We start from the raw sequence: 17,645 nt of genomic DNA on the forward strand, positions 1-17,645 counted from the left end.
TATATTACTTTTTCTTTAATACAATCTGTTCGGCATGTTTGGCTACGATGAGATTATAGAACTCGCGTAGCGGCGGATACTCGTCTTGAACAAACATGCTTTTGTTTATCTGGAGCACACTAACAACACTAATCACATCGCCCACTTGTGTTGTGGCGTAAGAGAACTTGGCTGCGTTGTCGGGCAGAACCGCCAATTTCGGCTTTGGCATTTCATCCACAACAAATCCGGGCGGCACGGTGAAGCGCGCCAGGTATTTTATTTCGCTGGGTGTTCCGAAGTCGACCGGATACTCTCTTGTTTCGGCTTTAAAGATGTTCTCTTTTGTTTGCTCGGAAAGCAGCGGGTTTATGTAAATGACATCTCCGGCCATCGTGGTGTGATCGCGTATGGTGAGCTCATGACTTTGACGCGGGCTCTTGTTAACATCTTTTATGTCTTGAATTTTGCTCGACCGAACGTCCCAGGACCGTGTAGAGAGAAAATCCTTTAAGTAATCGGCTTCGCCCTTGGTAGTATATTTTTCTCTTACCGTTTGGGCGGCATAGCCATCGTATGTATAGTTGATCGTGCCATTCAATTCGCCCGTATCGGTCAGCACGAGATCGGAATTTATAGACGTGCGCGATTTGATCTTGGGTTCCAGATCGATCCAGCCGTGGCGTGTTGGTGAAATGACCAAGCCTTGTCCGTTGAGGCATCGTTCGGGTAATGTGCCCATGGGAAGGTATTTCTCCGTTGCATCGAGCAGGAACGTCTTGTCTTCAACACGTGCCAGGGCAATGGCGTAGTTTAGTTGCCGCTCCATGGGATACTCCGGTCGCACAAAGCCGTGGTCGCGCGTGCTGAGCAGAACCATGTCTACGGCAATGCCTGCCTTTTCTAACATCGATGCCAGCACAATGTTGATATCGGCAGCGGTGCCTTTTTGCTGTTCGACTACTTTCTTGAGATCGTCGTCGGGGTATTTGTCTTTACTTCCATTCCACTCCAGCGTTTGCTGTACGTAGTTGAAAATCGCTTCCAACTTTTGCATTTGGTTGACCTTGCCATCGGTCAGTTCCTTGGTTTTTGCTTTGAGGAAATTCGATCCGGTTATGGTTCTGCCAAAGCCTTCGCTTTCCAGCAATCTGTCGTTGAGCTTTTTCCAACTCCCCATGATCTCGAACAACGGCGACCGTGGATAGCTTAAATGCGAAAGCGCCATGTTGATTTGGGATACATAGTCGTGTTCGGAAGTCATGAAGGGCTCCGTCTTGAATGCCGGAACATCTTTAGAAATCCAATGATGTGTATACACCCGATAGTTTGCCGAACCCAGTCTCTCCTTTACCTCAAAAAGCGTAGGCGGAATGTAGCCTTGCATGAACTTTTGAAATACCAGATAGTCTGGAAGCACGGCCCAGTATTCGCTAAATCGAACCGGAATTTTATATTGGAATTGCCAATTGGGAAAATTTGCAAGAAAGTCGGAAACAAGTGTGTACGAATACTCGATGATGGAACCCTCCTTCACATTGGGAAATGTGAATTTGTAGAGGTTGATGTTTGTGTTAAACTTTTCTTTGAAAACACTTTCTCCATCAAGCGAGGTTTCAACAAGCCGTCCGTTTTCCAGATTGAAAGTAGACGCTTTAAGCTTTGTCACTCTTTCTTCCAGCCCGGAAACACGAAACAGTGGGATCTGTACATCCGCCCAGCCCAAACCTTCTTTTCTTAAAATTTTGATGCGTACATGACGCTCAAACCGCAGCGAATGAAATTCGAGATACGCCTCACCATAGTCGGCAAGAATTACCGCGGCTGCGGATGAATCCTTGTCGTAGACCTCCATTTTCAAGTCTTCGAGTGGCAATATGCCGAATTTCATCGGCGACTTTTGGGCGTAGCCGCAACACGCAATGAGCGTTATCAACAGTGCTACAGACAAGCCTTTCATTGCAACTGCTATTATTTGAAGTAGAAAATTATGGAGAGAGCAATCAATCTCTAACGTTGTTCGCCGCCGCGCAATCCTGCCAGGCCTATTGTTTTTTCTTCAATACAATCTGCTCTGCCTGCTTGGCCACCATTTGCGCATAGAACTCCCGCAGGTGAACATACTCGTCCTGTGTGAAAAGACTTCTGTTTACCTGCAGCTGGCTGGCCACGTTCAGCGTGTTGCCGAACTGGGTGATGTTGTAGGAATATTTGGCGCTGTTTTCGGGAAGCAAAAGGATTTTCGGCTTCGGAATTTCGTCGGCCACATAGCCCTCGGGAATCACGATCCGTGCGAGATACATTTCTTCGTAGGGACTGCCAAAGTCAACGGGGTATTCGCGCTTTTCGGCTTTGAAAGGATTCTCCTTGTCGCGCGACAGTGACACCACATCAAGATAAATCACGTCGATGGCATCGGCGCCACCTTCTTCGAGCGTCACGTCGTATTCTTCTTTGAAGACCTGGGTCACGTCTTTGTGATTTTGAAACGTGCTTTTGTCTATTTGCCACGTGTGCTCATCAAAAACGTTTTTAACATAATCTTTCTCGCCCGAGGCAAAATATTCTTTGCGGCTCTTGCGCGCATAGTAGCCAGACTGATCAACCTTGAAGCTACCCTTGAGACCTCCGTTTTGACTCACCACCAAATTGGCGCTCACAACTTTGCGCGACTTGGGTGCCTTCAACGCTACCCACTGCGGACCTGCTTTTGAAACCAACAGACCCTGGCCGTTGAGGCAACGCTCGGGCAACACGCCCGAGGGCAGCAGGTTGTCGGTGGCATCGAGCAACATCACTTTGTCGTTCAGTTTCACGGCGCAAATGGCATAGTTAAACTGGTCGAGTATTGCAACCGATTCGCGCACAAAGCCGTGGTCGCGTGTGCTTATCAACACCGGGTAGGCTTCGAGCTCTGCTTTCTCCAGCATGGAGGCAAGCAACAGGTTTATTTCGGCTGAGTTTCCTTTTCCTTCTTCAAACACTTTTTTCAACGAAGACGCCGTATATTTTCTGCTCTCGCCGTTCCAGGTCATGCGGTCGGCCACAAACTTGTGAAGGGCGATCACTTTTTCTTCTGGTGTGGTGGCCTTGGCTGTGGCTTCCTCTACATATTTCTTCAGAAATCCATTGCCCCGTACTTCACCTCCAAAGTCTTCGTCGGTGTTTAGCTTTTCACAAATTTCTCCCCATGTGCCCAGGTAGGGTTTGATGGGTTGGTTGGGATACTTTATATACGACAGTTCAAAATTTATTTTTGAAATATAGTCGCGGTAAGTGGTGAGAAACGGCTCCACCTTAAACGCAGGTGCGTCTTTCACAACCCAGCGGTGGCGGATTTGCCTGAAGTCTAATTTGTCCTGGCTGTAGGTAGTAGTGCTCACGTTGCCGCCCGATCGTTCCTTGTTGTTGAAGGTGATGGAGCTGGCTTCTTCTTTTTGTTCGTTCACAAACAAGGTGAGATAGCCCTGCATGTATTTGTCGTAGCTGAAATATTCGGGAATGTTGGCCCGGTATTCACTGAGGCGAACCGGGATGGTGCGCTGAAATTCCCAGTCTTGAAGATTGACAAAGAAGTCGGAGTTTACTTTATAGGTGATCTCCACCACGGAGCCTTCTTTCACGGCGGGCAACGTCACCTTCATGAGGTCGACGTTGGCATCGTATTTTTCTTTGAACACGTTGTCGCTTTTGCCACGAGTCTCAACCACCTTTCCATTTTCGAGGTTGTAGGTTGCCGTCTTCAGACCCGAGACTTTTTCGTCGGCCGAGCCATTGTGATAGAGCGGGATTGTGAAGTTGGCTTCGTCCAATCCTTCTTTCGTGAGAATCTTGATGCGTGTGGTGCGTTCGAAGAGAAGAAAGAATCCGTTGGTCTGATCGAATTCAAGCGTAGACTGTCCATAGTCCGCCAGCACCACGGCCGAAGCAGAGGAGTCGAGCGGGTAGCGTTTCATTTGCAAATCTTCGAGCGGAACATCGCCAAATTTGACAGGAGCTTTTTGAGCGGAGGCGTGGCTCACAACGAGGGCCAATAACAGCCCCGAAAACAACGTTTTCATACAACCTAGGTTTATGGACGCAAAGATAAAAAAAAGCGTGAGTTTCTTAAATATTCCTGTTGCGCGCTCGTGGGCTGGCCTGCAGACTTTAGTATGTTTACGATTCGATGGCGAAAACAAAAACTACATTCTTTTGTCAGTCCTGCGGCTACGAATCGGCCAAATGGTTGGGCAAATGCCCGTCTTGCAGCGCGTGGAATACCTTTGCAGAGGAGGTTGTGAAAAAAGATGATGGCAACAAAAACGAATGGCGCCAGGAATCTCCACGCTCCAAAACCGTGAAGCCAAAAACGCTCACGCAAATTGAAACCGCCGAAGAAATACGCATCAATTCAATCGACGAAGAATTGAATCGCGTGCTGGGCGGTGGCATTGTGCCCGGATCGTTGGTGCTCATTGGCGGCGAGCCCGGCATTGGCAAATCTACACTCATGCTGCAGGTAGGCTTGCTGTTGCAATCGCAGCGTGTGCTCTATGTGTCGGGAGAAGAAAGCGAACAGCAAATCAAAATGCGCGCCGAGCGCCTGGGCAGTTCGTCCGACAATTTTTATATCCTCACAGAAACCAACACCAAAAATATTTTTCTGGCGGTGGAAGCCGTGGAACCGGATGTGCTCATCATAGACTCCATCCAAACCCTGCATTCGTCGCAGCTGGACTCAACTGCCGGAAGTATTGGCCAGGTGCGGCAGTGTGCGGGAGAGCTCATGAAGTTTGCAAAAGAAACCGACACGCCCGTGTTTCTCATTGGCCACATCACCAAAGACGGCATGCTGGCGGGTCCCAAGGTGCTCGAACACATGGTCGACACTGTGCTGCAGTTTGAAGGCGACCGCCACCTTGCCTATCGCATATTGCGCACAACGAAAAACCGTTTCGGATCTACGTCAGAGATTGGAATTTATGAAATGTTAGGCACCGGGTTGCGACAAGTGTCGAACCCGTCGGAGATTCTTATCTCCCAAAAAGACGGACCACTCAGCGGCGTCACCATTGGCGCGACCATAGAAGGCAACCGGCCGTTGCTCATCGAAATTCAGTCGTTGGTGAGCCCGGCTTCCTACGGCACACCGCAGCGCACACCCACGGGCTTTGATCAGAAGCGTCTCAACATGTTGCTTGCCGTGCTCGAAAAACGCTGTGGCTTTCGCATGGGCACACAGGATGTTTTCCTGAACATGGCGGGCGGCATCTATGTGGAAGACCCGGCGATCGATCTCGCCGTGTGCATCTCGATCATTTCGTCGATGGAAGAAATTTCGCTGTCGGACAAAATTTGCTTTGCGGCCGAAGTGGGTTTGGGCGGCGAACTTCGTGCGGTGAATAAAATCGATCAGCGTATTTCGGAAGCCGAGAAGCTTGGTTTCCAGGAAATTTATATTTCGAAATTCAGTCAGCGTGCCGTGGGGCTGAAGAACACGAAGATCGTCATAAAGTCGTTTGGAAAACTCACCGAAGTATTCGAGGATTTGTTTGGCTAACCATCAAGCGTTATGGAAAGTTTTTTCACAGAAACATTGGGTGTGCCTGAGCAGGTGTTCAGCTATCTGTTGCTGCCGCTGTTGATTTTTCTGGCGCGCATTGGCGACGTGTCTATCAACACCATCCGCATCATCTATGTGTTGGGCGGAAGAAAGTGGACGGCCACCGTGCTGGGTTTTTTCGAATCGTTTATCTGGCTCATGGCCATACGCCAGATTTTCGAACACCTCGACAACTGGATTTGTTATGTGGCCTATCCGGCCGGTTTTGCATCGGGCATTTTTGTGGGCATGATCATTGAAGAGCATATTGCCTATGGCAAAGTGATTGTGCGGATCATTACCCGCAAAGACGTGCACGAACTTTTGGCGTATCTTTCCAAAATGAATTTCCGCTACACGCGTGTGAGTGCCGAGGGCCCCAGTGGTGAAGAAAACCTGGTGTTCACGGTGCTGGAACGCGAAAATCTGGACGAGTTGTTGTTCACGCTAAAAGACATGCTTCCGTCGGCTTTCTATACCGTAGAGAAAGTGAACCGCGCTGCCGAAAGTGGCACTGTTGTGGAAGAGACCACACGGTGGAGCATTGCGTCGTGGCTGAAAGGAACACGCCGTCAATAGAAAAATACTTTGCGAACGTTTCAGAAAATAGAATCATCACCACCAACTTTGTAAAAAATGAATACCATGAAAAGATACAGCTTGTTTTTTGTTCTGCTTGTTGCTTCAGCGTTCACCTTTCCTCCGGCCGATGTGAAGCTGGAATATTCGTTTCGCGTGGGCGATGAATACACAATGGTGCAGTCGACAAAACAAACCATCAAACAAACCATTATGGGCATGGACCAGGTTGCCGAAAATGCCATGAGCGGCAACGTGAAATATAAAGTGGTTGCCGTCACCGCCACGGGTGCAAAGTTGGAAACCCAATTCACCCAAATGAAAAACACCACGAAGTCTGTGATGGGCGAAATGGTGATGGACAGCCAGGGCGAAGAACAAACGGTGCAGAACAAATTGTTTAAATCCATGATGAACAAAGTTTTTTATGTGATTCTGAACAAGCGCGGTTTTGTGGAGGACATCGAGAACTCCGAAAATCTTTGGTCGGGCATGAAAGACCTGGGCCTCGATGCAGAAAAAGAAGCCGAGGTGAAAAAATCGATGGAGCAAATGATGGGTAAAAATTCGTTGAAGAACAGTTTCGAACAGGCCATGGTCTATTATTCAGACAAGAAGGTGAAGCAGGGCGACACATGGGTTTCGAAAAATGGTTTTCCCATGGAGTTTCCCATTCAGGCCGACAACACGTGGAGCCTGGTGAGCCTGGCCGGCGCCGATGCCAAAGTGAACAGCGACGGTGTGTTCAGCACCATTGACAAGAATAAAAAAGTGACGCTGCCCGGCGGCTTTGAAGCAAAGGTGGATCTTTCGGGAAAACAAAACACAAAAGCCAGCGTGAACGCCAAGAGTGGATGGCCCTCTAACCTCGCCATCTCTTCAACCTTGAAGGGAACAATGACACTGCTGGCCGGCGGCATGATTCCCCAGGACATGGATGTGCCGATGGAAATTTTAACCGAGACCACCTACACCATCACAAAAAAATAGTCGGCCTTCACAACCAGTCGTTTTTTTGATAGAGTTTGTAGCCGGCGCGCAGCAGCGACTTTAATTGCCGCACCAGAGCGTCGTCTATGTGCGTGAGGTGGAAACACGACTTGCCTTTGAGCATGACCCGCAGCGTGTTGCTTAACGATTTTTTCAACTCCGGATCAAAATAGACGGGCATGAAGTAGAGACCTACATAGTTTTTTTGGAGCACCAGCGATAGAAACGGAATGTCTTTTCGTCGTCGGCCGAACAACGTGTTTTCTTTTTCTGAAAACAAATCATAGCGTGTGCAGTAGTTTGTGTTCAGTTTCAACCGGGGCTCGTAGGCAATCAGCAGCGGCGTGATGGTGTTGAAAACGATGTTTAGATTATAGCGCGAATGAACGGCCGTGTCAACCGATTTGTTGACACTCGGTTTTGGTGGTTTGGTTGCGGATAGGGTTGTGAATCGTACGGGCTGCATGACTGCCGGATCAAGTTGGCAAAAGTGAATGTACTAAACTTTGCCGATCCGGTAAAGGTAGTCACGATTCGCGCATCATCTTCAGAATGTCGTCCACATATTCGCGCGAATTGGCGAGGCGGGGCACTTTGTTTTGACCACCCAGTTTGCCGCGGCGTTTCATCCAGTTATAGAATGTTCCTTCGCGCACGCTGTGCACTTTTGGCGCAATGAGTGCGAGGTTACGGTGCCGCTTGGCGTCGTAGTCGGAGTTGATGGAACGCAATGCCTGGTCCAATTCGTGCGTGAAATCGGGAAGCGTGCTGGGGGCTACTTTAAATTCGATGATCCACTCATGACAACCCTGTCGCCCTTCGGCAAGATAGACGGGTGCCGCGGTGAAGTTGTCGATCACGGCGCCGGTCACTTTGCAGGCGCGCGTAATGGCCTCTTCGGCATTTTCAACAATCACTTCTTCGCCAAACGCATTGATGAAATGTTTGGTGCGGCCGGTAATTTTTATGCGATAGGGCGATAGCGATGTGAACTTTACAGTATCCCCCAGGTTGTAGCGCCAAAGGCCCGAATTGGTGGAAATCACCATCGCATAGTTCTTGTCAAGCTCCACTTCGCCAAGCCGTAAGGCACGCGGGTGTTCTTTGTCGAGCTCGTGGGCGGGAATGAACTCGTAAAAAATTCCGTAGTCGAGCATCAGCAACAGCTCTTCCGAATTTCGTTGATCCTGTATTCCAAAAAAGCCTTCGCTGGCATTGTAGGTTTCCCAATACTGCATCTTGTCAGACGGGATGAGCGACTCGAACAGCGAACGGTAGGGTGTGAAGGAAACGGCGCCGTGGAAAAACACTTCCAGGTTGGGCCACACTTCGAGGATGTTGTTTTTCTTTTCCAGCTCCACCACTTTTTGAATGAGCAGCACCGTCCAGGTGGGCACGCCGGCAATGTTGGTCACATTGTCTTTCACGGTTTCGCGTGCGAGCTTTTCAATTTTCTCTTCCCAGTTGCCCATCAACGCTGTTTCCAGGCTTGGTGTGCGGATGAACTGCGCCCACGATGGCAGGTTCTGCATGATCACCGCCGACACATCGCCATAGTAGGATGTGGCCGACGGATCGAATTCGTTGATCTGATGACTGCCCCCCACCGCCAGGCCCTTGCCGTCGAACAGTTTTGTTTCGGGAAAGTTGTTGACGTAGATCGACAGCAGGTCTTTGCCTCCCTTGAAGTGGCAATCTTCAAGCGCCTCCTGCGACACAGGAATGAACTTGCTGCGTGCATTGGTGGTGCCCGACGATTTTGAAAACCATTTTATTTCCGAAGGCCACAAAATGTTTTGCTCGCCCTTCATGAGGCGCTCAATGTAGGGATAGGTTTGCTCGTAGGTGTGAATGGGCACACGATCGCGAAATTGATCGTAGGTGTAAATGCTGGAGAAGTCGAACTGTTTGCCGAACTCGGTGTAGCGGGCGGTTTGAATTAATTTTTTGAAAATCTCTTCCTGTACCTCAATAGGATATTTGATGAAAAGCTCCATCTGATGAATGCGCTTTTGCATGACCCACGTCAATATCGAATTGATCAGTCCCATTGAACAGCCTTACTTTCAAAAATAACAAACTTGAGATGAAATGTGCAGCGGCGAATTTGAAGAAAAGCAATAAATCTCACCGTGCTTCCGAGGGGTCAGGCCAGTTGTCGCTGGGTTGTGCGGCCAGCTTTGAACGTCGCAGTTCGAAGTTTTGACCGAGATATACTTTGCGCACGAGCGGATCGCTGGCCAATTCTTCGGCGGTGCCCGCTTTAAACAGTTTGCCATCCACCATCAGGTATGCACGGTCGGTGATCGACAGCGTTTCGTCCACATTGTGGTCGGTGATGAGGATGCCGATGTTTTTATTCCTGAGCCGTGCCACGATGGATTGGATTTCTTCTACGGCAATGGGATCTACGCCGGCAAAAGGTTCGTCGAGCAACACAAAGTTTGGATCCACAGCCAGTGCACGGGCAATCTCGGTGCGGCGGCGCTCGCCACCCGAAAGCGACATGCCGCGGTTCTTGCGCACTTTGTGCAGACTGAACTCGTCAATGAGCATGTCTACCTTGTCTTTGCGCTGTTGCTTGGTGAAGTCGCGCATCTCCAGCACCGACATGATGTTCTCTTCCACGGTGAGCTTTCGAAACACCGAAGCCTCCTGCGCGAGGTAGCCAATGCCTTTGCGCGCGCGCTGATACATGGGCAAGGGTGTGATCTCTTCGTCGTCGAGAAAAATTTTCCCTTCGTTGGGTTTGATGAGGCCCACCATCATGTAGAACGATGTGGTTTTGCCGGCGCCGTTGGGGCCCAGCAGTCCCACAATCTCGCCCTGACCCACCTGAACGGAGACGTCGTTCACCACGGTGCGCGTTTTATATTTTTTGATAAGGTGTTCTGCCCGCAAAATCATGACTCAATGAAATTTGATGTCCTTAATTCTTAATTGAATAGACGTGGTGCCGTTGAACGTATTTTCTTCGATGGTGAAAACCATCTTGAACGTGTCGCCTTTGGCAAGCCGTTCATAATGATCGGCCATGTCGAAGCCTACGGCCTGGAATATGTTTTCGTTTTTATACTGCGCCACCAGGAACCGCACGTGGCGATCTTTGAAGCTCGACAGCGAGTTGAACACGTAGAGGCCACTTGATTCGAAAATGGGTCGTTGATTTTCCGGACCAAAGGGTGCCATTTGTTTTAGCACTGTGAGAAACTTGGGCGTGATCATGTCGAAGTGCAACGGCATGTCCACATCGATCACGGGTGTGAGCATATCTTCGGTTATGGTAGACGACACCACCTGTTCGAATTTCTGTTGGAACAGCGCCAGGTTGGTGATGTCGAGCGTGAGGCCTGCTGCATATTTATGACCACCAAATTTTTCGAGGAGGTCGCTGCATTCCAGAATGGCGCCATAGAGGTCGAAGCCATTCACGCTGCGGGCAGAGCCTGTCACTTTGTTGTTCGATTCGGTGAGGATCACGGTGGGTCTGTAATATTTCTCTACACATCTAGCAGCAACTATGCCAATAACACCTTTGTGCCATGTGTTTTTGAAAAGCACCGTCGATTTTGCCGAGCGCAGTGTGGCGTCGCCTTCAATCATGGCAATGGCTTCTTCGGTGATGTCGGAATCAAATTGTTTGCGGACCTCGTTTTTGAGGTTCAGCTTTTCGGCCAGGGAGTTTGCTTCTTCTTCTGTTTCAGCAATGAGCAGATCCACCGCGGCACGTCCATGGGCCACACGGCCGGCGGCGTTGATGCGGGGACCAAGTGTGAACACGATGCCCGACACGTCGAGCTCATTTCGCAAGCCGGCAATGTCTTTCAGCGCTTTCAGCCCGGGACTTGGATCGTCGTTGAGTTTCTTCAGACCGAAGTTGGCGAGGATGCGGTTCTCGCCGGTGATGGGCACAATGTCGGAAGCAATGCTCACGGCAACGAGATCGAGAAAGGGATAGACCTCTTTTTCGTCGCGGTATTTTTGGGCATAGGCCTGCATGAATTTGAAACCCAGTCCACAGCCGCTCAATTCCTTGTAGGGATAGGGACAGTCGTGTTGCTTGGGGTCCAGCACGGCCACGGCCTCAGGAATAAATTCGTCCGGAAGGTGATGGTCGCAGATGATGAAGTCGATGCCTTTCAAACGGGCAAGTTTCACCAACTCCGACGATTTAATGCCACAGTCGAGGGCGATGATGAGTGTGTAGCCATTTTGTTCGGCCCACTCCACACCGGCCAGCGACACGCCATAACCCTCGGCATACCGGTCGGGGATGTAGGCTTCGCAGTGGGAATAGAAATTTCGGAGATAACTATAGACAAGGGCCACCGACGTGGTGCCATCCACATCGTAGTCGCCATAGATCAGAATTTTTTCGGTGTTGTCGAGTGCATGCTTGAGGCGCGCCACGGCCTTGTGCATGTCTTTCATGAGAAACGGATCGTGCAAATGATCAAGCGAAGGGCGGAAGAAGCTCTTGGCCGCCTCAAAATCTGTGATGCCTCGTTGAATGAGGATGGACGTTAAATAGGCATTTGTATTGATGGCTTTCGACAGCTGTTCGATCTGCTCTTGGGCAGGAATGTCTCTTAACAACCATCTTTTATCCATGCACTAGTTCGCTTCAATTTTAACACTGCCCTTGATGCCCGTCAATCCGCTCACGCTGTCGGAGCCCGGCTCACCATCTTTACCATTCTTGCGAGAAGGACCTAGGCCCGCGCCGCCATGATAGCCCGCACGTCCGCTGAGCCCTGCCGCACCGCCGTTGTTGTTCACAATAATTTTTGTGCCCAGCATGTCGCGCAACAATTGCGTCTTTTTGCTGGTGAGTGTGAGCACGCCGCCGTTGGCGCCGTTTCCACCCTGCCCGGCGTTGCCGCCATTCGAGCCATTGCCTCCCACACAGTGCACGGTGCCCGGACTGCCGCCACCACCGTTGCCGCCGTTTCCACCGCGTCCACCGTTTCCGCCGGAGATGTCTATGGTGAGCACGCCCTTCAGGCTAACTCTTTCAAGATACAGAAAAAGATTTATCCCCGGTGTGCCGTCCAGTCCTTTCGTGCCGTCTCTTCCCGCCGAGCCATCCATGCACGGTCCCACGGGGGTAACGCCCGCTTTTCCGTTCCGCCCCGGTTGCCCGCTGATGCCTTTGCCGTCTATGACGCAATGATTGCCAAAGACGGCCACCTGCACGCGGATGAAGTTGTCGGGCTTGAGTTTGTTCAGCACCAAACGCGAAGAGTCCATCATGATGAGCGTATCGGCCACCAAAATGTCGGACTGACCAAGGTCGTAAGATTGGTTTGCTTTGATGACCAGTTTGCCAACCCGAACCTGCGCTGTAACGAGCGAGGGAAAAATCATAACGGTAAGCCAGAACAGTAGACGCCCCATTTCACAAAAATAATCCAGTATTGTTCTTAAGAAAATTTGTTTCCTTCTGAAACGGTAGAAATAAAGAAAGCAGTGCGTTTGGGCACTGCTTTCGCACTATAAATTTTTTTCGATGCTATTCGCCCGAGCCAGCAGCAGGCTTGTCGGCCACTACACCTTCGAGCACGTCTTTGATTTCAACACGCTGCCCGTCTTTGTAGGGCACGATCCAGGCGTCTTTCACACCCATTTCGCGCATGTATTTTTTGAACGTGTCGGCTTCCCAATAGTCGCGGAAGATGCCGATGGTGAGTTTTTGAGGTTCGCCATCTTTGGCTTCGCCACCGAAGTTGGGATTGTTGTCGAAATACTTTTGCAGGTTCTTATTTTTGAACGCACCGATCTGCACTTTGAACACCACTCCTTTCGAGAAATCCATCGAGTTCACTACTGGAGCTTCTTTCAACTGGGCCAGTTCGGCTTTGGCCGATGTGAGCTGACCTCTCAATTGTGTGAGCTGATCTTCGAGTTCGGCAATCTTTGCATCCTTGTCGCTGATGCTGGACTGCATCTGCGTCACTTTCTGATTGAGCGACGACACCGTGTTGTCTGCGGATTGTTTGTCTTCAATGAGTTGCTTCAGGTTGGCGGGGTTCTTCCCGTATTCCTTTGCTTTCTTCTTCCACTCTTTCTTTTCTTTTTTAGAAAGCTGTGCGAAGCTCTGCGTTGAAGCAGCAGCCATCAACGTGAGACAGAAGAATAGTACAATTCTTTTTTTCATCCTCGGCTTGGTTAAAATCAAATTAAAGGTACAAATATTTTGTAAATATCATCGCCTAGTCCAGGCTGCCCACCATTTTCTCGGGTCGCACCCACTCGTCGAACTGCGCCGAGGTGAGCAGTCCCAACTCCACTGCCGCTTCGCGCAAGGTCTTGTTTTCCTTGTGTGCTTTCTTGGCAATCTTCGCGGCATTCTCATAGCCGATGTGGGTGTTGAGGGCAGTCACCAGCATCAGGGAGTTCTCCATGTGTTGTTTGATGATGGCCAGGTTAGGCTCGATGCCCGCGGCACATTTGTCGTTAAACGATACACAAGCATCGCCGATCAGCCGTGCCGACTGAAGCACGTTGGCCGCGATGACGGGCTTGAACACGTTGAGTTCGAAATGTCCGGTGGCGCCGCCAATGGAAACCGCCACGTCGTTGCCCATCACCTGTGCGCACACCATGGTGAGTGCCTCGGGTTGGGTTGGGTTAACTTTGCCGGGCATGATGGACGAGCCGGGCTCGTTGTCGGGTATGATAATTTCGCCGATGCCCGAGCGCGGGCCCGAGCTGAGCATACGAATGTCGTTGCCGATTTTCATGAGGCTCACCGCCACACGCTTCAGCGCGCCCGACAGTTCTACCATGGCATCGTGGCCTGCCAGGGCCTCAAACTTGTTAGGGGCTGTCACAAACGGAAGACCCGTGAGGTCGGCGATTTTTTTGGCCACCAGCACGTCATAGCCTTTGGGTGTGTTCAACCCGGTGCCCACGGCAGTGCCGCCCAGCGCAAGTTCGCGCACCATTTCCAATGCATTGTTGATGGCACGCATGCCGTTGTCGAGTTGCTGCACATAGCCCGAAAACTCCTGGCCCAACGTGAGGGGCGTGGCATCCATGAAGTGGGTGCGGCCGGTCTTCACAATGTTTTTATACTCGGCCGATTTCTGGGCCAGGGTGTCGCGCAATTTTTTGATGCCGGGCAACGTCACCTCCACCGCTTGCTTGTAGGCCGCAATGTGCATGGCCGTGGGGAAGGTGTCGTTAGACGATTGCGATTTGTTCACATCGTCGTTGGGGTGAAGGGCCTTCTTTTCGTCTTCCAGTTTGCCGCCGTTGATCACGTGGGCGCGGTAGGCGATCACTTCGTTCACGTTCATGTTGCTTTGCGTGCCCGACCCGGTTTGCCAGATCACCAGGGGAAATTCGGCGTCGAGTTTGCCAGCCAAAATTTCGTCGCAGGCTTTTGCTATGAGATCCACCTTATCGGCCGAGAGCAATCCCAGCTCGTGGTTGGCCTGGGCTGCCGCCTTCTTGAGATAGCCAAAAGCATAGATAATTTCTTTTGGCATGCTGGCCTCGGGACCAATCTTGAAGTTGTTGCGGGACCGTTCGGTTTGAGCACCCCAGTATTTGTCTGAAGGTACCTTCACTTCGCCCATGGTATCTTTCTCGATGCGATAATTCATAGCGTTTTTAATTTGAGGGCAAAAATAGGAAAAGGTTAAAAAGAAAAATCAATCTGAAGAATTTTAAGCTGAGCGGCGTCTCATTCGTTTGAATTAGGTTGACGAAATGCAGGGAACGGCGTGGATTTGACGACGGATAGGTGATTTGTGTTTGTGAGGCCTACTGCGAATTCGTACCTTTAACAATACTATGCCGCGGCCCTTATCTGACGATTCGAAAGAAGAGAAGCTCTATTTTATTGCGATAATCCCGCCCGCTCCCATCTATGCCGAGGCGCTGGAGCAGAAGGAATATTTTAAAACACACTACAACAGCAAGGCTTCCCTCAATTCGCCGCCGCACATCACCTTGCACATGCCGTTCAAGTGGAAGGAGAAAGACGAGGCCGAACTGAAAGACCAGCTCCTCAACTTTTCGCGCACTACGCCGCCCGTGGCTGTGAAGCTCGACAACTTTTCGTCGTTCCCGCCACGGGTCATCTTCATCAATGTGGTGATGAGCCAGGAGCTCGACAACCTTCAGAAGAATCTTCACCGGTTTTGCAAGCGCGTGCTCAATTTGTTCAACGCCAACTATAAAGAAATGCCCTTCCACCCGCACATGACGCTGGCGTTTCGCGACCTCAAGAAGCCAAACTATCAGCGCGCCTGGGAAGAGTTTCAACAAAAAAATTTTCAGGCCGAGTTCGTGGCCGATAAGGTGGCCCTGCTCAAACACGACGGCCGGGTGTGGAAAGTGTTTGAAGAGTTCAAGCTTCAGGAAGCCGTGGCTTAACCACCACACGCGGCTTACATGCCTTTTAGTATTTCCCCTGCAATCCTCCGGTGTGCAACGCAAGCAACGTTGAACCCCTTTCGAAAAAACCTTTCTTCACCAGATCGAAAATGCCGGCCATCATTTTTCCGGTATACACAAACTCAAGCGGCACGCCGTGTTGTGTTTTGAAGGCTTCGATGAACTGCAGCAGTGCCGGAGTTGATTTTGCATAGCCTCCAAAATGGTAGTCTGTGAGAAGTTGCCAGTTCTGGCGGTGCAGGTTCCATTGACTGATGTCGTGTTGCAAAGATCCTTCGCCCTTCAATACCGAAAACCCGATCACCTTTTTTGTGTCGGGCACGCCGCGGATAATTCCCGCCAGCGTACCACCAGTTCCCACCGGACAGCAGTAATAGTTGAACGATTGATCGAGTGTTTCCGCAAATTCGGTCACACCCCTCACCGCCTCGATGTTGGTTCCTCCTTCGGGCACGGCCACAAACGAACCGAATTGTTTGGCGAGGGCTTCCAGAAATCCGTAGTCCTCTTTTTTCCGGTAGTCGTCCCGTGACACGTAGTGAAGATGCATGCCCTGTTCCCTGGCAAACTGGAGTGTGGTGTTGAGGGGCAGCGTTTCTTCGCCACGAATAACACCGATGGAGGTGAAGCCCAGCTCGCGGGCGGCGGCGGCCACAGCAAAAATGTGATTGGAGTAGGCACCGCCAAACGTGAGCACCGTGCGTGAAAGATGCTGTGAAACATTTTCCAGATTATACTTCAGCTTCCACCATTTGTTTCCCGACACCAGCGGGTGATTGAGGTCTTCGCGCTTCACAAAAAGCTGCACGCCGGCCGTGGCCAGAAGCGGGTCCCGGATTTCGTGCACAGGTGTGGGTCGATACGATAGTGTGGCCATTGTTGAAAGGCTCAAAGTATCTGAAATATTCTCCTTTTAAAAATTGCAGACGTGAAAAGACAACACTAATATTGTTAGAGATATTACTAAAATAATTAGTGAACAACAGCCATGGACGAGGAGGAATATTTTAAGGGACGCGGCGCACAAATCAAAACCGGAAACAAGTTTCTGAAGGCCCAATATGTGGAGGAACATATTGAAGGGCTTGATGAGCCGTTGTTGACCGCACCCACCACCCAGCTTTTCTATGAAACGCCCAAGAAGATTGTCAACAAAGTGACCAGCCCCGATCTGGGCATGGCATATTCCACAAATCCGTATCAGGGTTGTGAGCACGGTTGCATTTATTGTTATGCGCGAAATAGCCACGAATATTGGGGCTTCAGTGCGGGGCTTGATTTTGAATCGAAAATTGTGGTGAAGAAAAACGCCGCGTCGTTGTTGGAAAAATTTCTGCTTAATCCCAACTGGGAACCGGTGCCCATCAGCGTGAGCGGCAACACGGATTGTTATCAGCCCATAGAGAAAAAACTGGAAATCACCCGCAGCATGTTGAAGGTGTTTGCACAGTATCGCCACCCGCTGGGCATGATCACGAAAAATAGTTTGGTGTTGCGCGACATCGACTTGCTCACAGACCTGGCAAAAGATAACCTTGTTCATGTCTACATCTCCATCACCACGCTCGACGAATCGCTTCGCCGAGTGATGGAGCCGCGCACGGCCAGCGCATTGAAGCGACTTCAAACTGTGGAGGCTTTGGCAAAGGCTGGTGTGCCGGTGGGCGTGATGAATGCGCCCATCATTCCCGGTCTCAACCACCACGAAATTCCTGCTGTGCTGAAAGCCGCGGCCGATCATGGCGCGCAGACCGTGGGCATGACTATTGTGCGGCTAAACGGTTCTATCGGACAAATTTTTGAAGACTGGCTCCGCAAGAATTTTCCAGACCGATTTGAGAAAGTGTGGAATCAAATCTGCTCCATGCATGGTGGGCAGGTAAACGACTCGCAGTTTGGTCGACGCATGTCGGGCGAGGGAAATTTTGCCGAAGCCATTCATCAACTCTTCAGAACCTCGAAAGCGAAGTATTTCAAGGATCGGCGTATGCCTCCCATCGATCTCACCAAATTCAGGAAGGGTGGAAATCTGAGTTTGTTCTAAGAAAATTACATCACTGCCGTTGGGCCTTTTCTTTCTTGTCAGGGAATGAATCGGGGCTTTAAT

At 50.5% G+C, this 17,645-nt stretch carries 15 protein-coding genes; 5 read left to right on the top strand and 10 right to left on the bottom strand.

From position 1 onward, the window contains the following. Window positions 1-4 precede the first annotated feature (4 nt). Both JI741_RS11315 and JI741_RS11320 read right to left on the bottom strand, forming a co-directional pair. Entirely contained in the window at window positions 5-1,939 is a 1,935-nt protein-coding gene (locus JI741_RS11315) for a transglutaminase family protein (RefSeq protein ID WP_236676003.1), read from the bottom strand. Between the two features lie 85 nt (window positions 1,940-2,024). After that, window positions 2,025-4,040, bottom strand: a complete 2,016-nt coding sequence (locus tag JI741_RS11320) for a transglutaminase family protein (RefSeq protein WP_202009345.1) — start codon at window positions 4,038-4,040, stop codon at window positions 2,025-2,027. 107 nt (window positions 4,041-4,147) lie between these two features. Here JI741_RS11320 and radA point away from each other — a divergent pair, with 107 nt between their 5' ends. The 3 genes from radA (at window position 4,148) to JI741_RS11335 (ending at window position 7,132) form a co-directional block, all read left to right on the top strand. Then, window positions 4,148-5,521, top strand: coding sequence for a DNA repair protein RadA (gene radA, locus JI741_RS11325; protein WP_202009346.1), 1,374 nt, complete (start codon window positions 4,148-4,150; stop codon window positions 5,519-5,521). 12 nt (window positions 5,522-5,533) lie between these two features. Beyond that, the gene (locus tag JI741_RS11330) at window positions 5,534-6,142 is read left to right on the top strand and encodes a DUF2179 domain-containing protein (protein ID WP_202009348.1); all 609 of its coding nucleotides are present in this window, start codon (window positions 5,534-5,536) and stop codon (window positions 6,140-6,142) included. Between the two features lie 66 nt (window positions 6,143-6,208). Beyond that, on the top strand, window positions 6,209-7,132 hold the full coding sequence (locus JI741_RS11335) for a DUF6263 family protein (RefSeq protein WP_202009350.1): 924 nt from the start codon (window positions 6,209-6,211) through the stop codon (window positions 7,130-7,132). A 7-nt stretch (window positions 7,133-7,139) separates the two neighbouring features. Here the strand turns inward: JI741_RS11335 and JI741_RS11340 are convergent, their stop codons facing one another. From JI741_RS11340 to fumC, 7 genes are all read right to left on the bottom strand, one after another. After that, on the bottom strand, window positions 7,140-7,598 hold the full coding sequence (locus JI741_RS11340) for a DUF1801 domain-containing protein (RefSeq protein ID WP_202009352.1): 459 nt from the start codon (window positions 7,596-7,598) through the stop codon (window positions 7,140-7,142). Window positions 7,599-7,659: 61 nt separating this feature from the next. After that, entirely contained in the window at window positions 7,660-9,183 is a 1,524-nt protein-coding gene (locus JI741_RS11345; protein ID WP_202009354.1) for a GH3 auxin-responsive promoter family protein, read from the bottom strand. Window positions 9,184-9,259: 76 nt separating this feature from the next. Next, complete coding sequence (gene lptB / locus JI741_RS11350; RefSeq protein WP_202009356.1) at window positions 9,260-10,039, bottom strand: LPS export ABC transporter ATP-binding protein; 780 nt, start codon at window positions 10,037-10,039, stop codon at window positions 9,260-9,262. A 3-nt stretch (window positions 10,040-10,042) separates the two neighbouring features. Further along, window positions 10,043-11,743, bottom strand: a complete 1,701-nt coding sequence (recJ, locus tag JI741_RS11355; protein ID WP_202009358.1) for a single-stranded-DNA-specific exonuclease RecJ — start codon at window positions 11,741-11,743, stop codon at window positions 10,043-10,045. 3 nt (window positions 11,744-11,746) lie between these two features. Beyond that, on the bottom strand, window positions 11,747-12,499 hold the full coding sequence (locus JI741_RS32960) for a hypothetical protein (RefSeq protein WP_304494583.1): 753 nt from the start codon (window positions 12,497-12,499) through the stop codon (window positions 11,747-11,749). Between the two features lie 145 nt (window positions 12,500-12,644). After that, entirely contained in the window at window positions 12,645-13,289 is a 645-nt protein-coding gene (locus JI741_RS11365; RefSeq protein WP_202009360.1) for a coiled-coil domain-containing protein, read from the bottom strand. Window positions 13,290-13,344: 55 nt separating this feature from the next. Next, window positions 13,345-14,742 carry a class II fumarate hydratase gene (fumC, locus tag JI741_RS11370; protein WP_202009362.1) on the bottom strand — a complete coding sequence of 466 codons (1,398 nt, stop codon included), beginning with the start codon at window positions 14,740-14,742 and terminating at the stop codon, window positions 13,345-13,347. A 190-nt stretch (window positions 14,743-14,932) separates the two neighbouring features. Here fumC and JI741_RS11375 point away from each other — a divergent pair, with 190 nt between their 5' ends. After that, on the top strand, window positions 14,933-15,517 hold the full coding sequence (locus JI741_RS11375) for a 2'-5' RNA ligase family protein (RefSeq protein WP_202009364.1): 585 nt from the start codon (window positions 14,933-14,935) through the stop codon (window positions 15,515-15,517). Between the two features lie 25 nt (window positions 15,518-15,542). Here JI741_RS11375 and JI741_RS11380 read toward each other — a convergent pair whose 3' ends face one another. Then, complete coding sequence (locus JI741_RS11380) at window positions 15,543-16,415, bottom strand: 1-aminocyclopropane-1-carboxylate deaminase/D-cysteine desulfhydrase (protein WP_202009366.1); 873 nt, start codon at window positions 16,413-16,415, stop codon at window positions 15,543-15,545. Between the two features lie 111 nt (window positions 16,416-16,526). On the opposite strand from JI741_RS11380, the gene JI741_RS11385 reads away from it, so the two are divergent. Further along, entirely contained in the window at window positions 16,527-17,582 is a 1,056-nt protein-coding gene (locus JI741_RS11385) for a PA0069 family radical SAM protein (RefSeq protein WP_202009368.1), read from the top strand. The last annotated feature ends 63 nt before the right edge of the window (window positions 17,583-17,645 follow it).

Source organism: Chryseolinea lacunae (assembly GCF_016735595.1).
Taxonomy (GTDB): domain Bacteria; phylum Bacteroidota; class Bacteroidia; order Cytophagales; family Cyclobacteriaceae; genus Chryseolinea; species Chryseolinea lacunae.